General features: G+C 35.5%; 35 protein-coding genes. 28 read left to right on the top strand and 7 right to left on the bottom strand.

The window, feature by feature from the left end; genetic code table 11:
- Positions 1-44: 44 nt before the first annotated feature.
- The 4 genes from ODQ17_RS14280 to ODQ17_RS14265 are packed head-to-tail and all read left to right on the top strand — an operon-like array spanning position 45 to position 3,655.
- Positions 45-1,058 (top strand): alpha/beta fold hydrolase, encoded by a 1,014-nt coding sequence (locus ODQ17_RS14280; RefSeq protein WP_322904504.1) that lies wholly within the window; start codon positions 45-47, stop codon positions 1,056-1,058.
- A gap of 40 nt (positions 1,059-1,098) precedes the next feature.
- Positions 1,099-1,962 (top strand): alpha/beta fold hydrolase, encoded by an 864-nt coding sequence (locus tag ODQ17_RS14275; RefSeq protein ID WP_322904502.1) that lies wholly within the window; start codon positions 1,099-1,101, stop codon positions 1,960-1,962.
- Between the two features lie 47 nt (positions 1,963-2,009).
- The gene (locus ODQ17_RS14270; RefSeq protein ID WP_004642957.1) at positions 2,010-2,396 is read left to right on the top strand and encodes a hypothetical protein; all 387 of its coding nucleotides are present in this window, start codon (positions 2,010-2,012) and stop codon (positions 2,394-2,396) included.
- 8 nt (positions 2,397-2,404) lie between these two features.
- Entirely contained in the window at positions 2,405-3,655 is a 1,251-nt protein-coding gene (locus ODQ17_RS14265) for an NADH:flavin oxidoreductase/NADH oxidase family protein (protein WP_322904500.1), read from the top strand.
- A 14-nt stretch (positions 3,656-3,669) separates the two neighbouring features.
- On the opposite strand, the gene ODQ17_RS14260 is transcribed toward ODQ17_RS14265, so the two are convergent.
- Positions 3,670-4,716 (bottom strand): helix-turn-helix domain-containing protein, encoded by a 1,047-nt coding sequence (locus tag ODQ17_RS14260; protein WP_322904498.1) that lies wholly within the window; start codon positions 4,714-4,716, stop codon positions 3,670-3,672.
- Positions 4,717-4,892: 176 nt separating this feature from the next.
- Here ODQ17_RS14260 and ODQ17_RS14255 point away from each other — a divergent pair, with 176 nt between their 5' ends.
- Genes ODQ17_RS14255 through ODQ17_RS14245 form a run of 3 tightly spaced genes read left to right on the top strand, consistent with a single transcriptional unit; the run spans position 4,893 to position 6,781 of the window.
- Positions 4,893-5,699 carry an SDR family NAD(P)-dependent oxidoreductase gene (locus ODQ17_RS14255; RefSeq protein WP_322904496.1) on the top strand — a complete coding sequence of 269 codons (807 nt, stop codon included), beginning with the start codon at positions 4,893-4,895 and terminating at the stop codon, positions 5,697-5,699.
- Positions 5,700-5,746: 47 nt separating this feature from the next.
- The gene (locus tag ODQ17_RS14250; protein WP_322904494.1) at positions 5,747-6,043 is read left to right on the top strand and encodes a YciI family protein; all 297 of its coding nucleotides are present in this window, start codon (positions 5,747-5,749) and stop codon (positions 6,041-6,043) included.
- Positions 6,044-6,070: 27 nt separating this feature from the next.
- Positions 6,071-6,781 carry an SDR family oxidoreductase gene (locus tag ODQ17_RS14245; protein WP_322904492.1) on the top strand — a complete coding sequence of 237 codons (711 nt, stop codon included), beginning with the start codon at positions 6,071-6,073 and terminating at the stop codon, positions 6,779-6,781.
- 82 nt (positions 6,782-6,863) lie between these two features.
- Here ODQ17_RS14245 and ODQ17_RS14240 read toward each other — a convergent pair whose 3' ends face one another.
- Together ODQ17_RS14240 and ODQ17_RS14235 are read right to left on the bottom strand one after the other, a co-directional pair.
- A complete protein-coding gene (locus ODQ17_RS14240) occupies positions 6,864-7,298 on the bottom strand; it encodes a winged helix-turn-helix transcriptional regulator (protein WP_322904490.1) in 435 nt (144 codons plus the stop codon).
- Between the two features lie 105 nt (positions 7,299-7,403).
- The gene (locus ODQ17_RS14235; protein ID WP_003651924.1) at positions 7,404-7,763 is read right to left on the bottom strand and encodes a winged helix-turn-helix transcriptional regulator; all 360 of its coding nucleotides are present in this window, start codon (positions 7,761-7,763) and stop codon (positions 7,404-7,406) included.
- Positions 7,764-7,890: 127 nt separating this feature from the next.
- Here ODQ17_RS14235 and ODQ17_RS14230 point away from each other — a divergent pair, with 127 nt between their 5' ends.
- Both ODQ17_RS14230 and ODQ17_RS14225 read left to right on the top strand, forming a co-directional pair.
- Complete coding sequence (locus tag ODQ17_RS14230; protein ID WP_322904488.1) at positions 7,891-8,748, top strand: SDR family oxidoreductase; 858 nt, start codon at positions 7,891-7,893, stop codon at positions 8,746-8,748.
- Positions 8,749-9,021: 273 nt separating this feature from the next.
- A complete protein-coding gene (locus tag ODQ17_RS14225) occupies positions 9,022-9,420 on the top strand; it encodes a CDI toxin immunity protein (protein WP_322904486.1) in 399 nt (132 codons plus the stop codon).
- 32 nt (positions 9,421-9,452) lie between these two features.
- On the opposite strand, the gene ODQ17_RS14220 is transcribed toward ODQ17_RS14225, so the two are convergent.
- A complete protein-coding gene (locus tag ODQ17_RS14220; protein ID WP_199987616.1) occupies positions 9,453-10,385 on the bottom strand; it encodes a LysR family transcriptional regulator in 933 nt (310 codons plus the stop codon).
- A gap of 98 nt (positions 10,386-10,483) precedes the next feature.
- Between ODQ17_RS14220 and ODQ17_RS14215 the strand changes: the two genes are divergently transcribed.
- The 13 genes from ODQ17_RS14215 (at position 10,484) to ODQ17_RS14150 (ending at position 18,838) form a co-directional block, all read left to right on the top strand.
- Positions 10,484-10,918: a DMT family transporter gene (locus ODQ17_RS14215; protein ID WP_322904484.1), complete on the top strand. Its 435-nt coding sequence runs from the start codon at positions 10,484-10,486 to the stop codon at positions 10,916-10,918.
- A 9-nt stretch (positions 10,919-10,927) separates the two neighbouring features.
- Complete coding sequence (locus tag ODQ17_RS14210; protein ID WP_322904482.1) at positions 10,928-11,392, top strand: DMT family transporter; 465 nt, start codon at positions 10,928-10,930, stop codon at positions 11,390-11,392.
- A 612-nt stretch (positions 11,393-12,004) separates the two neighbouring features.
- On the top strand, positions 12,005-12,550 hold the full coding sequence (locus tag ODQ17_RS14205; RefSeq protein ID WP_322904480.1) for a TetR/AcrR family transcriptional regulator: 546 nt from the start codon (positions 12,005-12,007) through the stop codon (positions 12,548-12,550).
- Between the two features lie 105 nt (positions 12,551-12,655).
- Entirely contained in the window at positions 12,656-12,949 is a 294-nt protein-coding gene (locus tag ODQ17_RS14200; RefSeq protein WP_322904478.1) for a hypothetical protein, read from the top strand.
- Between the two features lie 139 nt (positions 12,950-13,088).
- Positions 13,089-13,604: a hypothetical protein gene (locus ODQ17_RS14195; protein WP_322904476.1), complete on the top strand. Its 516-nt coding sequence runs from the start codon at positions 13,089-13,091 to the stop codon at positions 13,602-13,604.
- Positions 13,605-13,682: 78 nt separating this feature from the next.
- Positions 13,683-14,261 carry a hypothetical protein gene (locus ODQ17_RS14190; RefSeq protein WP_322904474.1) on the top strand — a complete coding sequence of 193 codons (579 nt, stop codon included), beginning with the start codon at positions 13,683-13,685 and terminating at the stop codon, positions 14,259-14,261.
- 173 nt (positions 14,262-14,434) lie between these two features.
- Positions 14,435-15,277 (top strand): hypothetical protein, encoded by an 843-nt coding sequence (locus tag ODQ17_RS14185; RefSeq protein WP_322904472.1) that lies wholly within the window; start codon positions 14,435-14,437, stop codon positions 15,275-15,277.
- Between the two features lie 882 nt (positions 15,278-16,159).
- On the top strand, positions 16,160-16,639 hold the full coding sequence (locus ODQ17_RS14175) for a hypothetical protein (protein ID WP_322904470.1): 480 nt from the start codon (positions 16,160-16,162) through the stop codon (positions 16,637-16,639).
- A gap of 100 nt (positions 16,640-16,739) precedes the next feature.
- Entirely contained in the window at positions 16,740-17,246 is a 507-nt protein-coding gene (locus ODQ17_RS14170; protein ID WP_322904468.1) for a DUF2247 family protein, read from the top strand.
- Between the two features lie 66 nt (positions 17,247-17,312).
- Positions 17,313-17,792 (top strand): SMI1/KNR4 family protein, encoded by a 480-nt coding sequence (locus tag ODQ17_RS14165; protein ID WP_151988253.1) that lies wholly within the window; start codon positions 17,313-17,315, stop codon positions 17,790-17,792.
- A 153-nt stretch (positions 17,793-17,945) separates the two neighbouring features.
- Positions 17,946-18,086: a hypothetical protein gene (locus ODQ17_RS14160; protein WP_151768686.1), complete on the top strand. Its 141-nt coding sequence runs from the start codon at positions 17,946-17,948 to the stop codon at positions 18,084-18,086.
- A 158-nt stretch (positions 18,087-18,244) separates the two neighbouring features.
- The gene (locus tag ODQ17_RS14155) at positions 18,245-18,427 is read left to right on the top strand and encodes a hypothetical protein (protein WP_005305647.1); all 183 of its coding nucleotides are present in this window, start codon (positions 18,245-18,247) and stop codon (positions 18,425-18,427) included.
- Between the two features lie 180 nt (positions 18,428-18,607).
- On the top strand, positions 18,608-18,838 hold the full coding sequence (locus ODQ17_RS14150; RefSeq protein WP_005305644.1) for a hypothetical protein: 231 nt from the start codon (positions 18,608-18,610) through the stop codon (positions 18,836-18,838).
- A gap of 275 nt (positions 18,839-19,113) precedes the next feature.
- On the opposite strand, the gene ODQ17_RS14145 is transcribed toward ODQ17_RS14150, so the two are convergent.
- Entirely contained in the window at positions 19,114-19,287 is a 174-nt protein-coding gene (locus ODQ17_RS14145) for a hypothetical protein (protein ID WP_005305641.1), read from the bottom strand.
- A 351-nt stretch (positions 19,288-19,638) separates the two neighbouring features.
- Between ODQ17_RS14145 and ODQ17_RS14140 the strand changes: the two genes are divergently transcribed.
- The 3 genes from ODQ17_RS14140 (at position 19,639) to ODQ17_RS14130 (ending at position 20,650) form a co-directional block, all read left to right on the top strand.
- Positions 19,639-19,848 (top strand): hypothetical protein, encoded by a 210-nt coding sequence (locus ODQ17_RS14140; protein ID WP_005305637.1) that lies wholly within the window; start codon positions 19,639-19,641, stop codon positions 19,846-19,848.
- A gap of 7 nt (positions 19,849-19,855) precedes the next feature.
- Positions 19,856-20,092, top strand: coding sequence for a hypothetical protein (locus ODQ17_RS14135; protein WP_013197775.1), 237 nt, complete (start codon positions 19,856-19,858; stop codon positions 20,090-20,092).
- A 246-nt stretch (positions 20,093-20,338) separates the two neighbouring features.
- Entirely contained in the window at positions 20,339-20,650 is a 312-nt protein-coding gene (locus ODQ17_RS14130) for a hypothetical protein (RefSeq protein ID WP_250375648.1), read from the top strand.
- Positions 20,651-20,790: 140 nt separating this feature from the next.
- Here the strand turns inward: ODQ17_RS14130 and ODQ17_RS14125 are convergent, their stop codons facing one another.
- On the bottom strand, positions 20,791-21,186 hold the full coding sequence (locus tag ODQ17_RS14125; protein WP_336624783.1) for a putative four-helix membrane protein: 396 nt from the start codon (positions 21,184-21,186) through the stop codon (positions 20,791-20,793).
- Between the two features lie 283 nt (positions 21,187-21,469).
- Between ODQ17_RS14125 and ODQ17_RS14120 the strand changes: the two genes are divergently transcribed.
- From ODQ17_RS14120 to ODQ17_RS14110, 3 genes are all read left to right on the top strand, one after another.
- A complete protein-coding gene (locus ODQ17_RS14120; protein WP_192834993.1) occupies positions 21,470-22,183 on the top strand; it encodes a DUF2314 domain-containing protein in 714 nt (237 codons plus the stop codon).
- A gap of 296 nt (positions 22,184-22,479) precedes the next feature.
- Positions 22,480-23,613 carry an OmpW/AlkL family protein gene (locus ODQ17_RS14115; protein WP_322904456.1) on the top strand — a complete coding sequence of 378 codons (1,134 nt, stop codon included), beginning with the start codon at positions 22,480-22,482 and terminating at the stop codon, positions 23,611-23,613.
- Positions 23,614-23,930: 317 nt separating this feature from the next.
- Positions 23,931-24,629: an IclR family transcriptional regulator gene (locus tag ODQ17_RS14110; RefSeq protein WP_013197779.1), complete on the top strand. Its 699-nt coding sequence runs from the start codon at positions 23,931-23,933 to the stop codon at positions 24,627-24,629.
- Between the two features lie 61 nt (positions 24,630-24,690).
- Here the strand turns inward: ODQ17_RS14110 and ODQ17_RS14105 are convergent, their stop codons facing one another.
- A complete protein-coding gene (locus ODQ17_RS14105) occupies positions 24,691-26,010 on the bottom strand; it encodes an MFS transporter (RefSeq protein WP_322904454.1) in 1,320 nt (439 codons plus the stop codon).
- Positions 26,011-26,042: the final 32 nt, after the last annotated feature.

Below are 26,042 nucleotides of genomic sequence, written 5' to 3'. Positions count from 1 at the left end.
AACAGATAAATCAGATCAATGAATTAAATTTGAGGATCAGAGAAATGAATTTTTTATTAAATACAGTTGCAATGAGTTTGACGGCGATATCTATTTTTAGTGTTCCCTTAACTCAGGCAGAGGTTGTGCCATCAGTTTCTTTTAATGAACCATCAATTCAGGCATATAAAGTGTCATCAAGTGCTGTTAGTAATCCGCAAGCAGGGCAACACGCCGAGCAAGATACAAATTGGAAGAATGTACCAACTCAATTTATTAGTGCAGGTGGCGTTAACTTCGCTTATCGAGAATATGGTCAACAAAACGGTGGAACACCTGTCATTTTCTTAAACCATTTAGCTGCTGTACTAGATAACTGGGATCCACGAATTATTGATGGAATTGCGGCTAAACATCATGTTGTTGTGTTTGATAATCGCGGCGTTGGTGCTTCGACTGGTGAACCAGCAAAGTCAATTGAACAAATGGCAGATGATGCGATTACTTTCATTCAAGCAAAAGGATTTAAGCAAGTTGATTTATTTGGTTTTTCGATGGGCGGCATGATTTCACAAGAGATTGCGCTAAAACAGCCGAATTTAATTCGAAAAATGATTTTGTCGGGAACTGGCCCTGCGGGTGGTACTGGAATTAGTACCGTAGGGCGAATTTCTAATTGGGATTTAGTTCGTGGAATGGTGACTGGTCAAGACCCTAAGGTTTATCTATTTTTCACTCGTACAGAAAATGGTAAAGCTTCTGCAAAAGCCTTTATTCAACGTATTAATGAACGTACTGAAAACCGAGATAAAGAAATTACCATTTCTGCCTATCGTGCCCAGCTCAAAGCATTAAAAAAATGGGGAAGTAAAAAACCTGCTGACCTTTCTGTGATTCAACAACCTGTTCTTGTTGCCAACGGTGATCATGACCGAATGGTGCCGACAGTAAATACTTATGATTTAGCAAAGCGCTTACCTAATAGTTCACTTGTTATCTATCCAGATGCAGGTCATGGGGGAATATTTCAGTTTCATGATGATTTTGTAAAACAATCCCTCACGTTTTTAGCTAAATAAAAATTAGCTTAATCAGAAACTTAAATTCAGTATAAAGACAATGACGACTATTACTCACCAAACAGCCGAGACCCAATTCATTGAAGTAGATGGAGCAAATTTTGCCTATCGTCGATGGGGTAACTCAAATACAGGGCAGCCACCGCTATTTTTTCTTCAGCATTTCCGAGGTGGTTTAGACAATTGGGATCCACTGATTACTGATGGTTTAGCTCAAGGACGTGAAGTCATTTTGTTTAACGGTCGCGGCGTTGCTTCATCTACTGGCCAGCCCCGTACTCGCATTGAAGATATGGCAGACGACGCGGCAGCAGTCATTCGTGCATTAGGCTTAAAGCAGGTTGACCTATTAGGCTTTTCACTGGGCGGGTTTCAGGCACAAGATTTAGTACGCCGCCACCCTGAACTCATCAGAAAACTAATGCTTTTAGGTACGGGACCAAGAGGTGGCAAACCACGTGGAGATGATCCAGAAGTGGTCGCTTTGGTATTAAAGCATGCAACAACTACTGTGCCTTCTGAAGAAGACTTCCTCTTTTTATTTTTTGGCCGATCTGAAGCCGCTATTCAGGCGGGTCATGAATTTTGGCAACGTCGCCATGAGCGTAAAAACCAAGATCCAGCAAGCTCAGTTGAAGTCATGCAGGCACAGATAGAAGCCAATATGCATTTTTTACCTAAACTTGATGAACAAGATCCTTTTGCACATTTACGTGAGATTAAACAACCTACTTTCATTTTAAATGGTGTCGATGATGTGATGATTCCGACCATTAATGCATACCACATGGCACTTAACATTCCAAACGCTCAGCTATTTATTTATCCCGATGCAGGACATGGTGCCCAATTTCAGTACCCTGAACGCTTCTTAAAACATGCAATACAGTTTTTAGATGAATAATGTTCATGAGTTCGGTCCATTCAATTTGATGAATCAAGAAGATAAAAATGATGAAATTTAAATTATTGCTGTGGATGCTGACCAAGCTCATGCAGCGTGCTGTAAAAAAGAACCCGAAATGTGCAGCTTATGTGAAAGATAAAAATGTCATCTTTCAGATTCAAACAGCAAGTGGTGAAGGCCGCTATTTCGAAGTAAAAAACGGCAAGATTAACTCTTATTCAGGGCTAACCAAGTCACCAAGTTTTACCTTTACGTTTAAAACGGGTAGCAAAGGGTTTGCCGTGTTGTCAGCGAAAGACAGTGTAAACACTTTTTTAACTGCACTTAAAACACAAGACCTTGTCATTACCGGAAATTTTGTGGATGTGATGTGGTTTCAAAGTTTAGTGGACTTTATTCAACCCCATTCAAAACCCTCTTTAACTGTGTGAGATAAGCCATGACTCATCTGCAATTAAAAACGAATCTTTTGAATCAGCCTTTAACTTTACCGAATGGCGTTATAGTTCCAAACCGGTTAGCGAAGGCTGCAACCAGTGAAACTTTAGCCAGCTATTCAAATAATCCAAACGAAAAACATGTTCGGCTATATCAGCGTTGGGCTGCCTCAGGGATTGGGATGATCATAACTGGCAACATTATGATTGACCGCAAAGCCTTAGGTGAGGCTGGCAATGTGGTGGTTGAGGATGAGCGTGATTTTGCAATTTTACAGAAATGGGCAAAAACCGTGACCGAACAAGGTTCTCAATTATGGGCACAGTTGAATCATCCGGGGAAACAATCACCGAAAGGATTAAATGTACGGAATATTTCTGCATCGGCAGTGCCATTTGGTGCAGAAATGCAGTCTTTATTTGCGACGCCTGATGAAGCTACACAAGCAGAGATTATCGATATTATTCAGCGTTTTGGTCGAAGCGCAGCAATTTGTAAAAAAGCAGGATTTAGTGGAGTCGAGATTCATGCTGCACATGGTTATCTGATTAACCAGTTTTTGTCACCTTTACACAATTTAAGAAATGACGAGTGGGGTGGTACACCAGAAAAACGTCGCCGTTTCTTGATGGAAGTTTATGCAGAGATTCGAAAACAAGTCGGTAAAGAGTTTCCGATTGCCATTAAGCTAAACTCGGCAGACTTTCAAAAAGGCGGGTTTACCGAGCAAGACTCGTTAGAAACAATTCAGGCATTAGCAAATGCAGGCATTGACCTGATTGAAATATCGGGTGGTACCTACGAATCTGGAGTAGCCAAAGCTCCACAAAAAGCATCGACAATCGCACGCGAAGCTTTCTTTATTGATTTCGCAGAAAAAGTGAGAACACTTGTTAAAACGCCTTTGATGGTAACAGGTGGATTCCGAACTGTAGAGGGTATGGAACAAGCTTTGCAGTCACAGGCGTGTGACGTGATTGGAGTTGCAAGACTTATGGCAATTGAACCTGATGTACCCAAATCTTTATTGGCAGGAAAAAATGGTCTTCAGTCAGTACAACCCATCAAAACTGGCATTAAGAAAATTGATAGTCTGGGTATTATGGAAGTACTTTGGTATACCCAACAACTCAAACGGATTGGGAAAGGTAAAGAGCCGAAACCTAAGGAAAGTGGGTTATGGGCATTTATTAAATCAGTTTTACTCAGTGGTTGGGGAACGTATGCAACCCAACGTAGCCGAGCAAAATAACCCATTTTTTTTGATTAGGATAAGTTGCTGCGATGTGCTTGCGGAGTTTTTCCAGTCCAAGCCTGAAATGCTCGGGCAAAAGAATTTGAGTCCTCAAAGCCTAGTAGAAAAGATATTTCAGCACTCGACATATCAGTATTGCGTAAATAGTGATATGCAAGAGATTCACGTACATTATTGAGAACTTGCTGGAATGATGTACCTTCATTTTGAAGTTTACGTTGGAGTGTACGTGTACTCACTGCAAGTTTTCGACTCACTACCTGCATCGATACTTCTCCGGCTGGCAAAGTCTCTAGTAGCGTGCTATGTACTCTTTCTGACATACCTGACATTTTATCTAAATCAGCCAATCTCTGGCGTAAAGATGGCTCAAAGAAAAACCACATTTTGTGATTTTCTGTCAGAAAGGGCCTTTCCATATCCTCAGTTAAGAATACCAAAGTCGTTAATGGGCTATTTGTTACGGATGTGCCAAAAAAAGTCTCATAGGCGATCGCAAAATCATTTCTTAAATCTGATGCCAATGGCCAACTGACTCGTAATGGTTTCACAGGAGCACGTGTTGCCAAACGTACAAGCTGTACAAAAAAAACGAGCTTAAATATAAGAAATACATCTGGTGGCTGTCTGGTATTGTCCATAAAACCAATTGAGACTGTAGTGTGCACTGCTGTACGGTCTATCTTAAAGATCATAGGAGCAATGAGTCTGACATACTTTGCCATCCGATCAAGAGCACAACTCATATTGGAGCTACAAAGAGCAGCAAAAAGCTCGGGATCGAACCAGTCTGATGACATCACCTTTGCTATTTGCAAAGCAGCAGGAATATCGGCATTAACAGACATCGCCTCGTCTTCAATAGCGACCCAAAGTTTGAAAAAACTTTCCGGATCTAAACGAACGTTTTGGCGAGCAAACAGGTCACCAGGAAGTTGCGCGCGACGCAAAACAGGTGAGGCTTCAATACCTGCATCTTGCATTAACAAGCGCCAACCTGGCCAGATTGAATAGTCTTGCATGCTGTTGTTTCGATGCATATTTTTTTTGATAGTCATCCGTACATTCTATATGGGAGATTACGCCATCTCAATAGCGAAACGCGCCAATTAGCCTGTACTTATATTGGCGTATTTGGCGATTATATTGGCGTGCTCCGCTAGTGATGGTCATAATATTTATCGACAAAATACACCCTGAGATTAATTATTTAAAAATCTTAAGGTCGGTAAAAATGAAAAAGACAATTTTGATTACAGGTGCTTCATCGGGGTTTGGACTGATGCTAGCTAACAAACTACACAAGGCTGGCTTCAATGTCATTGGTACTAGCCGCCAGCCCGAGAAATATGAAACTAAAGTACCTTTCAAACTGTTAAAGCTCGATATTGATGATGATAGTTCCATTCAGGCGTTTACAAAAGAGCTGTTTTCTCTTACTGAGCAACTTGATGTGCTCGTCAACAACGCAGGCTATATGGTCACTGGCATTGCCGAGGAAACTCCGATTGAGGTTGGGCGCGCGCAGTTCGAAACTAATTTCTGGGGTACTATCAAAGTTACAAATACTTTACTACCGTACTTTCGCAAACAGAAGAACGGCCAAATTATCACAGTCAGTTCAATTGTCGGTTTGATTGGACCACCTAACCTGTCTTATTACACTGCCTCAAAACACGCGATTGAAGGCTACTTCAAGTCCCTACGCTTTGAGCTAGATCATTTTAACATCAAGGTCAGTATGGTCGAACCAGTGTGGTTCAAAACGAATCTTGGTAACCACTCAGTTTCAACAACTAAACATAATATCTCAGACTATGATTCTTATCGCCAACTGGCACAAGCCGCTACGCAAAAAGGGATGAACGAGGCCGAAGAACCGGATGCCGTAGTATCAACCATCACTAGGCTTATCCAAACTAAAGAGCCGAAATTCAGTAATCCGGTTGGGAAGATGACGGGCTTGATTCTTTTCTTACAGAGCTATGCTCCCTGCATGTTCGAAAGTTCGATCCTTAAAAGTGTCAAGACTGCCAAATAGATACTTAAATATTTACGCAATTTTCTAATTATTTTTAAGGGCATGAAATGAAAAATTACTTATGTAAATGGATCCCACCACGTGCGGATTTTCTCGAAACGATGTCTGACGATGAGAAGATATGGATGGGACAGCATGGAGATTTTTTAAATAAACTTCTCGAGCAAGGCGTTATTGTCGCCCATGGTCCCGTTATTAATGATGGGAATGGGTACGGCCTTTCGCTTTACCAGATTGCAGATGAAGAGGATGTCGCTAGCTTCACGTCACAAGACCCTATCGTAAAAAATGGTGTCGGTCATTATGAGCATTACATCATGCTTCATTTGGCTTCACACCTCTAATTTCTTAAATTTATAGTAGATATCATTATGAATATTAAAGGTTCAGTCGCACTTGTTACAGGTGCAAATAGAGGGCTGGGTGCAGCTTTTGTACGCGAATTACTCGCTGCCGGTGCCAGCAAGGTCTATGCGGCAGCGCGCAATCCATTGAGCATAACAATTGAGTCAGGTGTAGTACCTGTTTGTCTGGATGTAACAAGTCCAGATGAAGCTGAAGAGTTAGCACGAAAACTGGGTGACGTAAATTTATTGATAAATAACGCCGGTATTGGTGGATCTGGGGCTATTTTTTCTTCATCATCTATCGATTTACTTCGAGATCAGTTCGAAACAAATGCAGTTGGGCCACTGCGTGTAACTCAGGCGTTTGCACCAATTCTGGCTACTCACAATAGTAGTGCTGTAATCAATGTAATCTCAGCTTTAAGCTGGGCTACTTTGCCAGGAGTTACAGGTAGCTATAGTGCTTCAAAAGCAGCAGCTTGGGCTTTGAGCAATGCTATGCGACAAGAGTTAAAAGCACAGGGAACAGAGGTTTTGTCGCTACATGTTGCTTTCATGGACACAGACATGGCTCGTGGATTAGTTGGAAATAAAGCTTCACCTAATGTTATTGCACAAATGACGATAGCTGCTTTAGAGAGGGGGCAATCTGAACTCTTAGCTGATGAGATTACCCAAAACGTGCATGCTGGACTGACAGCAGAAACGCCAGTTTATCTTGGCATGTTTGAGTAAAGGAACAATGAATAAATATTTATAACAAGCTCTGTTCTATTAAAAGCACTCTAACTGAGTGCTTTTATATTTAAATCATTCATTACTTTTGACTAATCGGACGAGTACCAATTTCGGCGCCAGTCACTTGGTCAATTACAATAGGTTTGATTTCAGTGCCTTGTTCTGCATCAATGAAAGTTACCATTTTTTCAGGTTGCTCAAAGGGTTTATATTTTTGACCCCATGCGCCAATAACAAATAAAGCTGGTAAAAAATCTTTACCCGCTTGTGTTAACACATATTCTTCACGCGGTGGATGTTCAGAATATTGTCTTTTTTCAAGTAAGCCTTCTTCGACTAAAACAGATAACCGTTTTGTTAGCATGGTTGGCGCAATGCCTAAGCTTTTACGAAACTGATCAAAACGTGTAAAACCTGCATGAGCATCTCGTAATATCAACATGCTCCACGAATCACCTAAAACTGAAAGTGTTCGGGCGATTGGGCAGACTTCAAGATTGCTATTTTTACTCATATGACATTAATCAACTGAATGGTGACTACTAAAAAAATAGTAACACAAACTGGCGAATTAAGCGAGTTTGAATGCTTAATATACATACTACGTCTATTTATCGAGTCAATTTTGAACTATGTCTGCACTAGGCTGACTTTCTAATAACTTGGATAAATTATTTTCAAGCCAAGTAGTTAAATCAAAAAGTCGTTCGGAAGCCTCGCGTCCAAAGTCAGTTAATTGATAATCTACGCGAGGCGGTATTTCCGCATAATCCTGACGTACGATAAAACCATCGTGCTCAAGCGTTTTTAGGGTTTGTGCCAACATCTTTTCACTAATGCCATCAATAATTTTCTTTAACTCATTAAAACGCAGACGTTGATCTCGAAGTGCAACTAAAATCAAGACACTCCAACGGCTCGTGAGAGTTAATAAAATTTTTCGAGAGGGACAATCTGCTGCAAAAACGTATCCTTTCATCGCGTACCACCTTCATTACAAAAGTTTACATTTGTTTCTAAACTTACTTTTAGGTAAGTACTTACTTTTAGTAAGTTAAGGTACTACGATGATTGGAATATATCAACTACATCAGATGGAGATCATCATGCGTATTGCAGTTACTGGTGCATCAGGTCAACTCGGCCAATTGGTTATTTCTCAATTACTCGAACGGACTGACGCAAAAAATATTGTCGCATTAGTTCGCAATCCAGAAAAAGCATCAGATTTAAGCTCAAAAGGGATCGAAGTGCGTGCTTTTGATTATGGCCATGACGCAGATAAACTTTCGGTTCAATTGGCTGGTATTGATAAGCTTTTATTAATCTCATCGAATGAAATTGGCCAACGTACAGTACAACACCAAAATGTGATTAATGCGGCAAAACTTGCAGACGTAAAATTTATTGTTTACACGAGTTTATTAAATGCAGATACATCACCACTTCTATTAGCACAAGAACATGTTGAAACTGAACAATATTTAAAAAAATCGGATATCCCATATACGCTATTACGTAATAACTGGTACAGCGAAAACTATGCAATGGGGCTTGCACAAGCAGTTGAGCATGGCAAAATTTTTGGGGCAACCCATCACGGCAAAATTGCTTCTGCTTCGCGCTTAGACTATGCGACTGCTGCCGCTGTGGTATTAACGCAAGACGGGCATGAGAATAAAGTTTATGAACTAGCAGGCGATGCGAGTTATACCCTTGACGATGTTGCAAAATGGGCAAGTGAAATTAGCAAAAAAGAAGTCATTTACCAAGACCTACCAGAAGAGGAATATAAAGCGCTCTTGGTACAATTGGGCATACCAGAAGGGTTTGCTGGCATCTTGGCAGATTCAGATGAAGGCGTATCTAAAGGTGGTTTGTATAGTGATAGCAAAGATCTGCACCAGTTAATTGGTCGTGCCACTACCAGTATGCAAGAGACGATTAAAGAATTCTTATCTTAAGTTAACGCTATAACTCTTATCTAAGAACAAAAGGCTTAAATTGTTCAGATTTAGGCCTTTTGTATATTTAAATAAATAGGTTTTCCATCATTAATAATGTGCAAAGTAAGTTGACCCGATCAGATTTTTTCCTGATGTATAGTGCAACTTTATTTGAGATGTAGACTTTACTGAAATATATAATTAAATGAAAACAATAAATTAATAGCTAAAAAGTTATAAAATGAGTGTGAAATATATTGTTAATCGTTAAAAGAAAACTAGGTAAAAGAGATGTCTTTATTTGAAGAATGTAAAAATGCACTCAAAAATGATTTTCAAATTATTAGTGATATAGACTCAGAAGATGTTTATACGAAGTTGAATATGTATCCCATAAAACAAAACTATATTTTATGGAAAAATATAGATTTCAAAGATTTTGATGATATGGAAGAGTTGTTAGCAAGCATGCAAACGATTCAGAATGAAAATATCTATGTCGTTGCAGATGATCAGAATATTCCAGTCTTTACTTCTAAGCTGACATCAATAATCGAAAATATATACGATGTTATGGCTCTATGTCCTAAAGTCTTTATTTTTAATGAAACTATCCTGTTAGAACCACTTTTTCCAACTTACACCCTTAGAGTGGCTTTTAATCCTAACTTAAATAAATCTCATATTTAAGGTTTTTCTTAATTGTGTAATTAAAAGAAAAATTAATCCTGCCAATAAGGTGTTTCACCGTAGACTTCAGCAAAATAATCAATAATTACCCGAATGTTTAAGGGCGGATGACGCACATTAGGATAAATTGCTGCGATGTGCTGTGGTTGAGGTTTAATAGATGCTTCATATTGAGGTAAAAGTTTTATTAATTTGCCGTGCTTTAATGCCTCACCAATGAGCCAGTCAGGAAATAAAACAATTCCCATCCCATTGAGTGCCGCCGTCATTAAGCTCTCAGCATTATTTGAAGCAAGTAAAGGCACAATTGGATAATGTACCCATTCCTCATCTGGCTTTCTAATTAACCAACGGTTAGGTCCTTCAAACCCTTTATAGACTAAACATTTATGGTCATTGAGTGCCTTGGGGTGATCAAGAGTACCGTATTTAGCAATGTAAGCAGGAGAGGCCGCCAAATGATATTTTTGTGTGCCAAAAATACGCGCATGAAATGATGAGTCTGTGAGGGTTCCAATGCGAAATATTAAATCAGTACTATCTCGAAGAGGATCTATAAATTCGTCTGTCTGAATCAGTTCTATTAAAAGCCGTGGATAACGTTCTGATAAACCTGCTAACCACGGCGCAATATGTCTTTGACCAAAAAATACGGGTGCATTAATTCTAACCAGCCCAGAGGGCTCTACAGTTTTATCCTGCAACGCCTTTTGAGCTTCATCAAATTGCTCCGTAATTTTTTTGGCATATTCAAAAAATAATTTACCCGATTCGGTCGGTGTGATTGCTCGTGTATTTCGATAAAAAAGTTGCTGCCCCAACGCATCTTCTAACTGTTGAATGGTCCGAGAAATCATCGATGCAGACACGTCTTCTTTTCTTGCCACAACAGAGAAGTTTTGAGCTTTATATACACTGATAAAAAAGCGAAGGGTACGAATATCAATCGAATTTGATAAATTCATCTGTGCAGTTTCTGCAAAAGTGATTCATGGATTATGCTGTTTTTCTGCTGAATTGGCTACTCTATGATTCGTTGCCTAAATACCATGAGGCAATGTTCATGCAAATTCTATTACTGTTTCTAACCATTTTAGGTGGGATGGGGCTATCTGTAGAAGCAGGTCTTTTAGGGCCATTAGGTACACAAGTTGGAGAATTGTGGGCCACTTTTAGTATTTTTGGAGTAGGGGCCGCACTTACCTTTCTACTTATGTTGTTTTTTAGTCCTCGCAATAGTCCCTCATTTTTTACTCTTCCATCATGGCAGTTATTGGGTGGGGTAATTGGCCCGATCTACGTCATTATTCTCACCATCACAGCGCCGATTATTGGTATTGCCATGACCATGATTGGGATTTTGGCTGGTCAAGTTTTTAAGAGCCTGATTATTGATCATTATGGGTTACTCGGAACCCCGTATAGAAAAGTAGATCGAAAACGTGTGCTTGCACTTGTTTTTATTGTGGTTGCACTTTCATTAGTCGCAAAAGCATAAGGGGGAAATATGACTATATTTATGATTTTATTGGCAGTCATCGGCGGTGCTTTACTCAGTGTACAAGCGGCAATTAATGGTCAGCTTGGCAGTAAAGTTGGCGTATTCCGTAGTGCATTTTTAACGTTTTCTGTAGGCGCTTTAATTACCGCATTACTTATTTTTTATTTTGAACCCAAGCAAACTTTAACCCTATTAGATGTACCTAAATGGCAATTACTAGGTGCAATGTGTGGTGTTCCCTATATTGTGATTATGGTCTTAGCAGTACAGAGAATTGGGGCGGCTGTTGCAACTGTTGCGGTTATTTTGGGGCAACTTCTCATGAGTATGTTAATTGATAATTTTGGTTGGTTTGGCAATGAAATTCTACCTTTTTCAACTTATAGATTGGGCGCGCTCATCTGTTTAGCGATTGCGCTTTATTTTATATATTCAAGTAGTAAAACGACTCAAGTTGAACCTAACAGCTAACATGTTTATAAAACAGGAGGGTTTTATTAAGTTAATATTTAAGGTTTTTCTTAATTGTGTAATTAAATGAAAAACAATAATTAATTAAATAATTTCTAGCCAATTTCACATTGACACCTTAATTTTTGAAGATTACCATTTGCGGGCTGGCCTACATTGCCAGTCGGTTTTGACGGACCGTAATTCAACCACATCAGGATTATTTCTTCTGAGGAATAGTTTTGTGTGCACATCTCGTTCCCTCCCGTAGCGGTAGGACGGGAGTGGGACACTTTCGAGTGTGCTGGAGTTGAACCAGTCCGTCAACCTGCTTCCGTTCTGCCACCATAATTTATAATGTTTCGGCAGAACTCCCAAAAGAAGGAGTTGGCTATGTACATTCATAAATTATTGGCAGTCAATGTCAAAATCTATATCGACACCACTTAAATCAATTTAAAGCAGTTTGATGAGCTATAGGCTTTTCAGGCTTTAATTCGTCACGACTAAAAAACTTAATCATCAATAAAACTTGAGATGTGCTGCGCACAGTCTTTACGGCTTTGCTGTGCCTTTTTTTCTCCCAAAAAATTATCTCTTTTAGAAACAACAAGAATTTATAAAGGTAAAACTATGCCAACTTTAGAAACATCTTCCAAAAAATTACAGGTTATTCATACTGCAATAGAGCTGTTCAATCTGCATGGATTTCACAATACAGGCGTGGACTTAATTGCCAAAGAATCCAAAATTCCTAAAGCCACTTTTTATAATTACTTTCATTCAAAAGAGCGGCTTGTTGAAAGATGCGTATCTTTTCAAAAAAGCCGCCTGAAAGAAGAAGTGCTTGCCATTATTTACTCAAGCCGTTACCGAACCTCAAGAGACAAACTCAAAGAGATTATTGTTTTACATGTTAATTTTAATAGCCTGTACTACCTTTTACTTAAAGCCTTCTTCGAAATTAAACTTGTTTACGCTCAGGCTTACCGTATGGCAATAGAGTATAGAAAATGGTTACTTCGAGAACTTTTTGATCTGGTTTTTAGTTTAGAGAACAACACACTAAAACCCGATGCCAATATGGTTTTAAACTTAATTGATGGTTTGATGTTCCAGATTTTAAGCTCAAATAGTTTGGATGAAAGGGATGTGGTGATAGAGAGGTTTTTTGGGTAATATTTGACAATGCTTAATTCTAAATTTTACTAACTAAAGGTTAGAGGTTAATTTAAAGTTATAACTGTAGATTATTAAAACTAAACAAATAATGAGGGGATTTTAATGCAAGATGTGAGGGCCGGCTTATTAATACTTGAAAATAAAGAAGTTGAGAATATAGCTGATATCTATTCTTTTGAACAAATTAGAGAAATACTGATTTTTGCTCTAACCGATAGTACTTCTGAATATTGGACTATATTAGCTCTAAACCTATTGAGTAAAAAATCCGAGTATATTTCTGATGAAATAATCTTAATGCTTAAAGAAATAGCAGGCATGCCAAAAAAATATACACAAAAAACCAGACATGAGGCATTAAAAATATTTAAAAAACAAAATGGAAATACTAATTAGGGGATTTATATGAATTGAATTTTTTAAAGAATATAGTAGTTAATTTAACATAGTAGTGGCTATGTATAGATTGGATATACCGCAGAGAAAATCATGAATGAAAACTACATTAATATTTTCATAGTGTTGGAGTTTTATTGTGCAGAATATAAAAATGAAAGATGACTCATGTCATTTTTTTACTGAACAAGATATTACAAGTAAGCAAATTATTAAAGTTTGCTTTGACATATCTAATTTTGATGAACTTCAAGAAGTTTATAATTTTTTTGGCGAGAAAATATATGGAAATAATAGAGAGCACTTGAATGACATTCATGCAAATACAAAACATTTTGGAAGTAATCTGTCTGCATTTCATGACTATTTAAGAGGATATCTCATTGGTGTTTTTCTAGAAAAAAGAAATGAAATTTTATCAATAATTATAACTAATAAAAACAATAAAAATATTGATGAGGATTGGTTGGCTTTTTTTAATATAATAGTGCAAACTTTTTTTGATTCGCATGGAGATATAAAATATGGGCTTTATATGACATTGGATTTTTCAAGAAGTATCATGGTTAATATGATGGATTATTTTAGTTTTTTAATTTCTGATTATCACAATAGACCAAAAGATGAACTAGATGAGAATGGTAATTATGTGTAAAAGTTTTTAATTTGGTATACTAAGTTGTGAATATTTATAGATCTATTTTAAGGCTTCCCAATCTATAAGGTACTTTATATGAGTAATTTGGTGACTATGCTTTCTTCTATTAGAGCTGAAAAAAATTATTTTATTGAAAAAATAGAAAAGGTTAATGGATATTCAGAACAAGAAATCGCTGAAATTGAGAAATTAAATAATATTTCTGTGCATGGTCAATTGAAAGAGTTGCTAACAACTATGGGTAAATGTTCAGGAGGAGTGATTTTTGGTGATGATTTTTACATATATAGATATTATAGAAATGCTGGATTTAATATACAAAGGCAAAAAAGTTTAATGGCTGATGAAGAACTTGCTATCAATTATAGAGAGAATGGTGAGAAATTAGATTTAGCTGAAGAACAATATTTTGAGATTTGTGGTGAGAATGAACATGCTAATATTTTCTTCATGTATACAAAGGATATTAATGATATTGTTTATGAGTGGAATGAAAATAATAATACAGTAAAAAGATTTGGAACACTATTTGAGTACTTAATTCGATACAGAAAGAGATTAGGTTCATATTCGTCTCAAGGAACAATTCGAGGTGATGAAGATCCTACTTTGTTCGATGAGTTAACAACAGGAAGATTATTGCTTTCTAGCTAAATTAGAAATAAAACAACTTTATTTTTAAAAAGTTTTGCAAACTATATATTAAATCTATCTTATGAGTTTTAAATTATTTTATTCCGGAATATTGGTTTTTAAATTTATAATCATTAAGTTAACTATTCTTAAGGAAGATTTTTTTATAATGTGAAAACTATTGAGATTGCCTGATGAAAGAAATAAGAGAATTAAATAAATTATTAAAATGTTATAAAACGTATAGTATTGGAAGTTTGATTCATTCGTTAAAATTTGATCAAAAACACATACTAGATACCTTAGATGGGAAAGACATACTTTTTCCTCACCATATAGTAGGTATGTCTATATCTTATGCCCAGTTGGCATTCTTAAAAATTGAAAATAATAATGCAGATATAGATGCTTTAAATAGTTTAAATCTTGCTTTGATGTATGCAGAAGTGGGAAGAGAATTACAATTAAAAGATTTTAAAATAAAACCTTTAGATAAAATGAATGTACATGATTTAAAGAAGTATTTTTCAGAATTTTCTGCACTACTTTTTTGGGCGATTCTATTAAATAATAAAAACTTAGCAAAGAAATTAGCTCGCCAAGTAGAGTTTTGCTTACAACAAAAATTTCTATCTGAGTTTCCTTTAAGTTATGACTATTTTTCATTATGGGCTTATTACAAATGGATTAATGAAGAATTTACATTAGTATCAAAAATAGATGGAAAATTTAAAGATTTGATAAATAATTGGTCATGTGACTCAGTATTTTTAGAACCATTACTCATAGATATAGCAAATTTACACTGCGAAGAATTAATAGATAATGATTTACGTAAATATCCTCCAAAATTCATTAACCCTCCGTTTACTTTATTGCCACTTGAAATTCATGTGATTAATAAATTACGTGCATTAGATAAATTAAATGAAATATCATTAAATCATCCTTTAATGAACACTCATTCAGCAAAAATTAAAGACTTCGAAGTGATAAGTGATGATTTGCTTGAAACGATACAGATAAATTTTTTGTAGCTGAATCAACCTACTCAAAAGTGCGGTTGCAAACAGCTGGGGTACAGGAGGATACAATGGCATGAATTTATATATCTATCGAATATATTGATAAATTTGAATTAATTATAGTCATTACTTAGAAATGACTATGTATAGATGGGATATACCGCAGTGCAAATTATAATTGAGCCATCAGTTCTTAAAACCAAATCTCCATTTTTTATTATTGCTAAAAATTTCTTTATTTTTGGATTGCTTTGGATTTTATCTTTATTCTTGTATGGTGTTTTTGATTATGAGTCATATTCTTCCATATTTATTTATCTAATTAGTTTCTATGCTATTTATTTTTTTGGATATTTAATATCTAAACCTATTCTTGCAGACCTTGACTCTTACACTCTTAATCGAGTTAAGTTTTTAAGCCTTATATTTTTTGCACTTTATTATGTAATAATACCTATACGGTTCTTTCTATTTGATATTAATAATGATTTATATGGTTTTAGACTTGGATTTGGATTCGTTTTCCATTGTGGACACTAACCCCAATTTTTATCACTAATCTGAAGAATAAGTTTTATATTTATTTATGTGTCTTGCTATGCGCTATAGAAGTAATTTTTTGGGTAATGTTTTTTAAAATGAGTGAGTCTGAATTTTACAAGAGACCTTCATCTGTTGCTATGTTCACAAGTTCTCTTATATTCGCCTTAACTTTTCCTTGGTATTTATCTTGGCTAAGAGAAATAGACATCAATAAATGCGTTTTACCATTCTTTTTTAAAGAAGATAGATTTATATCTAAACTAATATCATGGGTAGTAATAGGACTTGGTAGTTTATTTATGTTTTTATTCTATCTTTTCTTCTAAAAAAGAATTCTAAAAAGGAGTACCTATGAGATCTTTACATCAGGTAGCAGCCAGTCAATTGGGTATAGGGGTATGGTACCAGAAAGGATTTGAACAAAATGGTATTTTGTTTATTCGACCAAATCATTACCACCCATCGGAGGCTATGGGGGCGCAATGTGCAAATTGTAATACGATTGTATGGATAACTGGGCGTAATGATCCTATTTTAAATGAGGATTTGCCAGAATATGCTGTTAATGGTGGTTCTCTTTATCGTAATTATATTGAGAATAATACAAAAAGGTTTTTAAACTCTTTACCTTCATGTCCAGCTTGTCATCAACAAGCTTACGATTTGTTTATAAATAATTTAGTTATACCAAGATATCAGAACGGTGATGATCCCTTAGTAGATAAGGATCACGGTATAAATGAAGAGATGACAGTTAAGGTCAAAGACAAAGCCGTGTGGTGGTATGGTGATCAAGCTGAAGCTAAAAGACTGAGTTTGAAATTTTTATAATATTTTTGAATACATGCTTGATAATCAATAAACTATTACTTGTGAAGATTTTCACATAGTAGAATTACAGTCTTTTTATTAAGAACAGAGACACAAAGAGATGACGTTGTTTCCAATGCCTGCTGATTTTATTAATGAAAAGGTGACACTTTCATGGTGTGATATCAAATGGGGTTATGAAAAGAATCTCCTTACTTCAGAAATACCAATAAAAAAAGCAGAAAATATTGTATCAACAGGGAGCTCTACTAAAGCTGAACTTGAGCTGTCATTCCTTATCTCGACTGAATCAAATGACATCACTCCATTTATTAATGAACTATGTCCTAACTTTAAAGAAGATGAATATGAGAACATCAGTCAAAAATGGTTATATGTAATTCTTAGTTGGCTCTGGCTTAATCGAGAAAGTTTTGAAGATCCTTTAGATGAGGTGGAGCGTATTTATACAGATTTTGATTATCCAGCCGAAATTAATAATTTTATTAAATATATGCCTCCTACAGATGGATATAATCCCTCATTGTATTCTTATGCAGAAAATATTAATCGCTTAATGAAGAATTGGGAAAATTATTTACAACAGAGTGCTCTAAAGTACAAATAAAGCACTGTGTGATTTATGACACTTAAGAATATTAGGCAAATTTTTTAAATACTGGAGAACCATCAAATGCTACAAGATATTGGGGATCAGTATCCAAATGGCGCAATTAATAAAGAAATTATTGAAAATTTTGCAGCTACCTTAAAAGTTACATTTCCACCAGAATATGTTGAACTTATTTCTCAGCATGATGGCATTTATCCTGAAATTTCTAGCTTTGATTATGTTGACACTGATGGTGAACTAAATATCAGTACAGTAGAGTTAGGAGGATACTTGCATGAACCTCGAATAGAAGGGATGCAATTTCCCGAAGGTGATGATGACTATGAGGGAAAATTAATTAGCTTTGGATCTACACCTGGTGGAAATTTTATTTGTTTCGATTACAGATTTCCTTGGATAAAAGATCAACCTAAGATTGTGCTTGTTTTACACGATGAATTCTATAGTTCTGGAATAAATGAGGGTAAAAGAAAGGTTCTGTACCTAGCAGATAATTTTGTACACTTTATAAATTCATTACATGAATTTATTGAGTACTGATTATTACTGCCATTAAAGAAAGCTCATAATCATGAGTGCTTTTATATTACACATTGCTTAAAATATATACAGAAACCTCGCTAAAACGAGTTGGAAAGCTACAAACGCGAATGATACTTTAAGTTTCACTCTTCCCAATAAGTGAGGTGAGCAATGAAATTGTTAGCTTTGTTCAGTATGGGAGTTGCAGCAAGTTATTGGTATAAAACTATAAAAAATAGCGAGCAAGCTCTTCTGAAACCAACTTTTGATGAAATAGTAAAAAACTTTGTATTGGCAGAATTTAACACCTAATACATACCGTTAATTTTAATTAAATAAAAGCTCATCGGAAGATGAGCTTTTTTGTTTTATAGATTTCAAATTTTCTTTTAATAATAAAAAACACTCTAATGCACTTGTTTATTTAGTTGTTCTAAACTAACAATGCAGTAAAACAGGAGTGTTAAAGTATGAAATCAATAAGTGAGTACATTCCTAATGAGGAGCAAGAAGAGGAATCGTTGATTACTGCAAAAATTGATTCAGAAATTGGAAAATTAAGGAAAAGAAGGGATGAACATTTACTATCCTATATTGATGAGGAGAAAAATATTAAGTATAAAATTCAAATAGAAAGTTCAATCAAGAGCTGATATTCGATTTTTATCGAATTGTATGATGATATTTGATTAATAAACCTTATCTACCCTAACCAATACGACTAAAAATTCCTGACTGTTTACAGTAAATAAAGCTCCGCAAAGTATCCTTATTTTGGGGGGATTTTTTCTATATGTGTTAAGCTGATCTTCATAAATTTATGGATTATTACAATGTTCATTTGTATTGGCGGTGATTTAGATGGTGAAGTTGTATATGACCGTGAAGGTACTTACTTTGAAGCCAGTGAAATAGATGCAAGTAAACAATCAACATACAACCGCCAGAGTTACTTAGTGGGCGAAAATATATATCGTTTTTGGCTTTGTGCAGAATTATCTTATTTTGAAATTACAAAAATAGCGAATGATCACTTGGCGCAAAAACATCCCTATCTTTCATAATTCACATATTAAAAAATAAGCCCGCCAATTATGGTGGGCTTAATCTATCTAGGCGGAGTCGGCTAAATACGAGTTAAGTAAAAACAATTAAAAAAGCCCCTCATATCTGAGAGACTAGTCATATCAATTTTCTGGAATGAATGGCTGTAATTTCTTAAATAACTAAACAAATCAAATTGATAAAAGTAGTTAATAGTATAATAAATCAGTGCACTAATTTATTCTTTATAGTAGCAGAGCCTCAAAACAATGTCCAAGGCACTGTTAATAAGAAATTATTTGTTATTAGGATCAGGTTGTTCATTATTCTCAGGCAGATCTTTTACTGTGCCTGGAACTTCTGAAGGTTGAGTTTCAGTCGGTGGTGTTGCAGGATGCTTGTTCATTTGAGATTTGATGATATTAGCGTGGTTAGTTGTATTTTGAGAAAAACTTTTAAAACCTGACATTTTTATCTTCTTATCTTCATTAGGGAGAGTTGATAGTACACTTTAAAGGCCTTTACATTGCGGTAGTTTTAAGACTCATGTGTGTTGATTTGTGCAAGAAAAGATCTTTATCTCGACAACTTATTTCATAAATAAAATCAATTATATATAACCTGTTGAGTCTTATCCTTTAAATTTTGAAATCACCTTATCCAACTTTCAAGTAGGGGTACACAAATTACACATATATAAATTTTTTCCACGTTTTGGATTAATAGTTTTTAAAAATTAATTCAATCTAGTGTCTACAAAATATTCATAGTATAAAAATATCGTTGGGCATAATATGTATGATTAAATTGGAGCATATTAATGCTAAAAGAAATTACAATTATTGATTTCCAAGGTAAAGAAAAAAGAGCGCACGCAAACTATACAGAAGTAGATACTAATAAAATCGGTCATTCATCTAGAGTTCAGAGACCCAAAGTTGAATATATTTTGTTAAAAGGTGAATGTATTTACCCTACTTTAAATTTGGTTTTCAACAGTTCCGATGGCAACAGCTATTATATAGAGTAAACATGATATGTCAGACAATTCAACAAAATGGCTTTGTGTGGGTGGTGTTCTAAGTGGTGAGTGGAGAGAGCAGCAATTAGAAGCATTTGATGTTGATCCTAATGATTTAAATACTCATAGTTATGAAGCAATGAAACTCATTAATCCTGTTACCAAGACAGAACAGCATTTCTATGTATATACCGAGTTACAAGAACACGCATATGACAGGGCAATAAATTTTGCCTTATCCAAAAATCAATAAGAACAAGAGAGCACTTAGGTGCTCTTTTTTTTAATAAATAGTCGTTGTATTTAAATCATAGATTTTATAAGCCTAGTATTAGCAGAATTTAAAGCCAATACATACCGTTAATTTTAATTAAATAAAAAGCTCATCGGAAGATGGGCTTTTTTATTGTAGTAGTGTTTATTTATTTTATTGTTGACTGTTAAAATTTAAAAATATATTTTGTCATTTTTGTTTTTCAATTCAACGAACTAAGAAATTATGAATAAATATCTTATGCTAACTCTTCTTGCAACATCTACTCTTTCTTTGACAGGTTGTGCGCAAATGTTTCCAGCTCAAGCTACCAAACTTGAAAATGGAAATTATATGATTCAAACCACTTCTAATATTTTAGGTTCTAATGAAGCAATGGAAAACAAAGTAAACAAAAAGGCTGAAACCGTTTGTGCTGGTAAAGGCTTTAGTGAAATAAATAATAATCATCAAACTCATAGCCAACGGATTTATACAGCTCAAGTAATTACAACAGGCACATATAAGACCTTCAATAAGACGATTAAATGTAATTAACCACTTTTATTGATAGCAATTGAACCCACTTTGGTGGGTTTTTTTAAAGGTGGTTTTTAATTTGTAGAAAGTGTTATAACTTTGAACCCGACTAAATAAAGATTATTAGTGGGATTTTTATTTTATAAAGTAGATGGCTTCTAAGTCCTTCTTAAAAAAATCAATAATCCAAAACAAAATATAAATACAATATACCAAGTGTCTCTTACGAGTTGATAGTCGCCTATACTTTGTAGTATTTCAAATATAGGTCCACATGCAAATATTGATACCAGTACATATCCTGCAAGTGTAATGCCCCAGTCATCAAGGCCAAGTTTACGTTCTGGTTTTTGACCAGTTGATTTTCTTTTGAGCCATTTTAAGAATGACTTATAGTAAAAATATAAAGCTCCCATCCCCACAATCATTAGTATAAGTGTGTCGAAGGGGCCACTATAAGAGGAGCTTCCCATTCTTGGGCTCATATGTATTGCAGCTAATCCATGTAGTGATGTAGACAATAATATTAATAATGCACTTAATTTTTTTATCATAGTAAATATAACTTAACTCAACATAGATTTTGGGAAATTAAAGGAAAAGATTAATTTATGTAAAAGTGAACCAGTATTGTAAGTGCTTTGCTAGAGGTTTTACAGAGTAAAAAGCTTACTTTAGTTTGGTATTGGCGGAGTTTCTTTTTTTGAAAATTCATATTTATAATTGATAAATTTTGAGATATTTAAATTTATCATAGTGTTAATATAAGTAGGTTTAATATTAATCAAGTGTAATATGTATTATATGAATAAATTGTATAAGAATGAATCTCCAGAAATGATTCTAGCTTTTGAGAGTGCCATAGGTACATTTAAATATTTTTGGCGTGAACTTTATTGGGAATATCGGCGAATTGTTCCTGCTCTAGAACTGGCTTATGTGAAGTGTGCATTTATCCAAGAAAACCCTGAAGATACAAATCAACCTTTGATTGAGTATATGTGGATTGATCAAGTTGATTTTAATGGCAGTACAATTTCAGGAACTTTGTTAAACGACCCTTATATTATTGATAATGTGCAAGCTGGTGAAACAGTAAAGCTTCAATTTGAGTCTATAGTTGATTGGATGTTTCTATCCAATGGCACTGTTCATGGTGGGTTTACGATTCAAGAGTATCGTAAAACTTTAAATGCAATAGATCGTAAAAAATATGATGAGGCGTGGGGGATTGATTTTGGCAACCCTGATGAAATTTTCCTAGTTTATGACCAGAAAAATTGTCCTGAAAATTTAGACGAACATCCTATGTGTAAGAGTATTTTGGATCAGTTCATAAACATTATAAATACAGATCCTACAATCATTAGTGAAAAGGACGAAAGTAGTAATCAATTATTACATCGTGAAGTTATAGCTGGTAATTATTTATTTGTTCAAGAGCTTTTAAGGTTGAATACCAATAAGTTGGAAGTGAATAACCAATCAATGACTCCTTTAGATTTGGCTCATAAGATGGGGTGGACTAATATTGTAAATTTACTTAAGTAATGTCTACTCACACTCTCTAATGGAAGCTTTTTAATAGGCGAAATTTGAGAAAAATAAAATCGGCTTTGATCCTAGTAAGAATAAGCTCATCGGAAGGTGGGCTTTTTTTAATTTATAAATTTCCATAGAAAATTCACTTATATTGTATATTTTTCAATCAATTAAAATAAATTAATTAAAATTAATATATTGTTTTATAATGCTTTTTGTCGGAAAATTTTACCAAAAGTTAAAAAAATCTTTATTTTGAATGAAGAGGTTAATGGAAACCTCTTAAATAAAATAAAGGAAATAAAATGGATATTTTAAAATTAATAGGCGGAAACCTGCTCGCCGTGGCTTTCGTAACGGGAACTCAAACCTCACATGCAGAATTTAAACGGTTTTCTGTATCTGCTGGGTGGTTGCATGTCATGCCACAAGGGAAAGCAAATCCATTCAACATAAATACTGCTGTAGCAAATGGAACCACTGCCAAAGTCGGAACTATTTCTACTTCAGCATTTATGAAATCAATAGACCCTAATGCAACATTATCAACTGGGGAAAATGCCAAAGAAGTTCTTGATATGGTATTTAGCCATCCAGTCGATGAAAACGGCAATCAACAACAATCGGTTGGTCAGTTATTAGGGCTTGTAGATGAAAATGACATGGTTTCGCCAGATATCACGGGTACAGCAACCATAAAAGGACTAGAACAATGGGAAGGTAAAGGCACAGGGCTTGAAGCAGAAGATGTAGACACTCTGGGTTTAATGTTCAATTACTATGTGAATGAGAACGTGTCTTTACAGTTAATCGGTGGGATTCCTCCAAAAGTTGATATTAAGGGGAAAGGAGAAATCAACGCGCCGTTATCTGGTTTTGCAAATCCTGAAGGGTTAGCTGCTTTGGTTATCGGGGATAAACTTGATTTATTACAAGATATTCCAATCACTAATCTTGGGAATAAATCGAAAGCTGCTACGGTACGTGCATGGACTCCAGCATTAGAGGCTCAATATCAGTTTGGTAAGGCAGGAGTAAATAAATTTCGTCCATATGTTGGTGCTGGAATTATGTATTCACGCTTCTCTAACATTAAGTTAAACGACCAAATTAATTCTGACTTAATTGCTGCGGGTCATATGATTCAGAATGTTCTAGATAACAATGCTGGTGCAGCCTTAGATGGTAAAACCTCAAGTGCAAATCCATATGTTCGGGTTAAAGCAACGGATGCGATTGCCCCAATTGTGAGTCTAGGCGCTACTTATGACATCACGCCAAATTGGTATGCCGTTGGTTCAGTGTCCTATGCAAAGTTAAATAACCGCGCAAATATTGATGTGATTGATAGCAAAACAGGTAAGCAGTTAATTCATGCCTCAACCAAAGTTGATATTGATCCTTTAATTACATATCTAGGTGTGGGTTATCGTTTTTAATATCCTCATTTAAATATTATTCTTTCGGTTAGGAAAATTTACGATTTAACCTGTCGTATTTTCTCTGCATAGAAAGCCCTACCAAATATCAATTATTGGTGGGGTTTTATAAGAAAAGCAGTGTAGTGGTCTGTTTGTGACTTCAAGGAAGAACTTATTGTTTTATGATAAATATCTGAAAGAAATAAGCTTTATATGGTTGGTTAAAGAAAAACCGAAGGTCACTTGAGAGATTAAATTAAAATATAAGAAATATGGTAAAGTTAAAAACCTAATTCAATACATTAAAATTGATATCAAGCTATTGTAGGAAAAACATGGTTAAAATTAAACCTCACCCAGCAACAAGCGGAAATGCATCGGCTGATCGCCTTTTAACTTTGTTAACTGCTTTTAGAATAGGTGATAAATCTTTAACCCTAGCAGAACTCGCTGAACGAACAGAATTAAATAAAGCAACTATCATGCGCTTAATCGTTTCGCTAGAAGATTTTGGTTTTGTTAACCGTCTTTCAGATGGCAGATATACGCTTGCCAGCGAAGTCATGCGTTTAAATACAATTTATCAAGATGCTTTAGACTTAGAAAGACATGTTGTGCCTTGTTTACAGCAACTTGTAGATGAAATTGGCGAAACAGCTTCTTTTTACGTTAAGCATGGGGCATATCGTCTTTGCCAATATCGAATAAACTCTACCCATCGATTGCGCGTTCATATTCAGCCGGGTGAAGTTCGACCAATGGATGGTGCGGCAGGTGCTCAAGCATTGCGGTCAACACACGAACAAGTTTTATCAAGAACCGATCCTTTTTATTCAACTGGTGTAACGGAACCACATGCTGCTTCAATGGCATTGCCAGTATTTGATGCTCAAAATGATGTGGTTGGCGCATTGGTTGTTTCAGGTCCATCAAGCCGTTTTACTTCGGAAATTGCAAAATCTGTGGGTGATTTCTTCTTTAAAATTGCAGATGACTTGACCAAAAGTTTGGGTGGTAAGAGTATTCGTAATTAATCTTAATATTTTAAATATAAAAAAGGGGCTAATGATTTAGCCCCTTTTTTATTCGTGTTATTTACGAAGTGCTTTGTGGTTGGTTAAACAAAACGGCTTTCTTTCTAGACATAATGACAACCATAATAGCCGATACGAGATTTAAGGCTGCAAGTGGAAGTAAGGCAATAGCGTGGCTTCCTGTTGCATCATGGATTGCACCATAGATATTCACCATCATGCCGCCACCAATCAGGTTAGCGCATGCGCCAATTGCTGCTAGTCCTGCCGCCGTTGTAGTTGGTGACATCCATGAGGATGCTAAAGCCCAGAATGGACCTTTCGCAGAATAAGCACCAATTAAAACGATACTAAGTAAAAAGATTGTGCCAATAAGTGAAGACGTAAACAAAGCAATTAATAAACCAATTGATATCATTAATAGAGCAATTGCTGTATGCCAAAGGCGTTCATTTTTACGATCTGAGCTACGACCCCAAAGAATCATGGCAATAGAAGCTAAGCCATAAGGAATCGCATTTACTAAACCGATTTCTAAATTACTCAAACCAAATGATTTAATTAATTGAGGTGCCCAAACACTCATTGTACTTCCAGCAGCAGAAGCACCAGAATAAATAATGATCATAGCCCAAATATATTTATTCTTTAGAAGTTGCCATAGAGAAATATGACCAATCGGAGTTTTTTGTTGGCGTTCAAATTGTAGTTTTTCAACTAACCAAGCTTTTTGTTCGCTATTGAGCCATTTTGCCTGTTCTGGTCGATCTGTGAGTACAAATAGGCAAGCGATACCCAGTAAAATCGCAGGAATACCTTCTAAAATAAATAGCCAATGCCATCCGCGCATGCCCATCAAACCATCTAGGGATAGTAAAAAACCAGATAATGGTGAACCTAAAAAGTTTGCCCCCGGAATTGCCACCATAAATATAGCAATCATTCGGCCTCTATAATTGGCGGGCAACCAATAAGTTAGATATAAAATCACGCCAGGGAAAAAACCAGCCTCGGCAGCGCCTAGCAAAAAGCGCATAATATATAACGATGTGGAGCTTTCAACGAATGCTGTTGCAGCTGAAATTACCCCCCAAGTCACCATAATTCGGGCAATCCATACTTTTGCTCCAAATTTTTGCATGGCGAGGTTGCTGGGTACTTCAAATAGAAAATATGCAAAGAAAAATAAGCTACTGGCAAAACCAAAGGCAGTAGCTGTCAATCCAAGGTCTTCATTCATTTGTAATGAAGCCATACCAATATTGCCACGGTCAATAATAGCAATCACATAACAAAGCGTTAAAAAAGGCAGCAATCGCCACGCTACCTTGCGCATTGTTTCACGTTCAATCGCACTCGCTTGAGAATATTCTGTAGACATAAAAAAATCCTTTTTTATATTCAATATTTTAA

The organism is Acinetobacter sp. IRS14, assembly GCF_034650275.1.
Lineage (GTDB): Bacteria > Pseudomonadota > Gammaproteobacteria > Pseudomonadales > Moraxellaceae > Acinetobacter > Acinetobacter oleivorans.
This window is presented reverse-complemented; position numbering and strand designations above follow the sequence as displayed.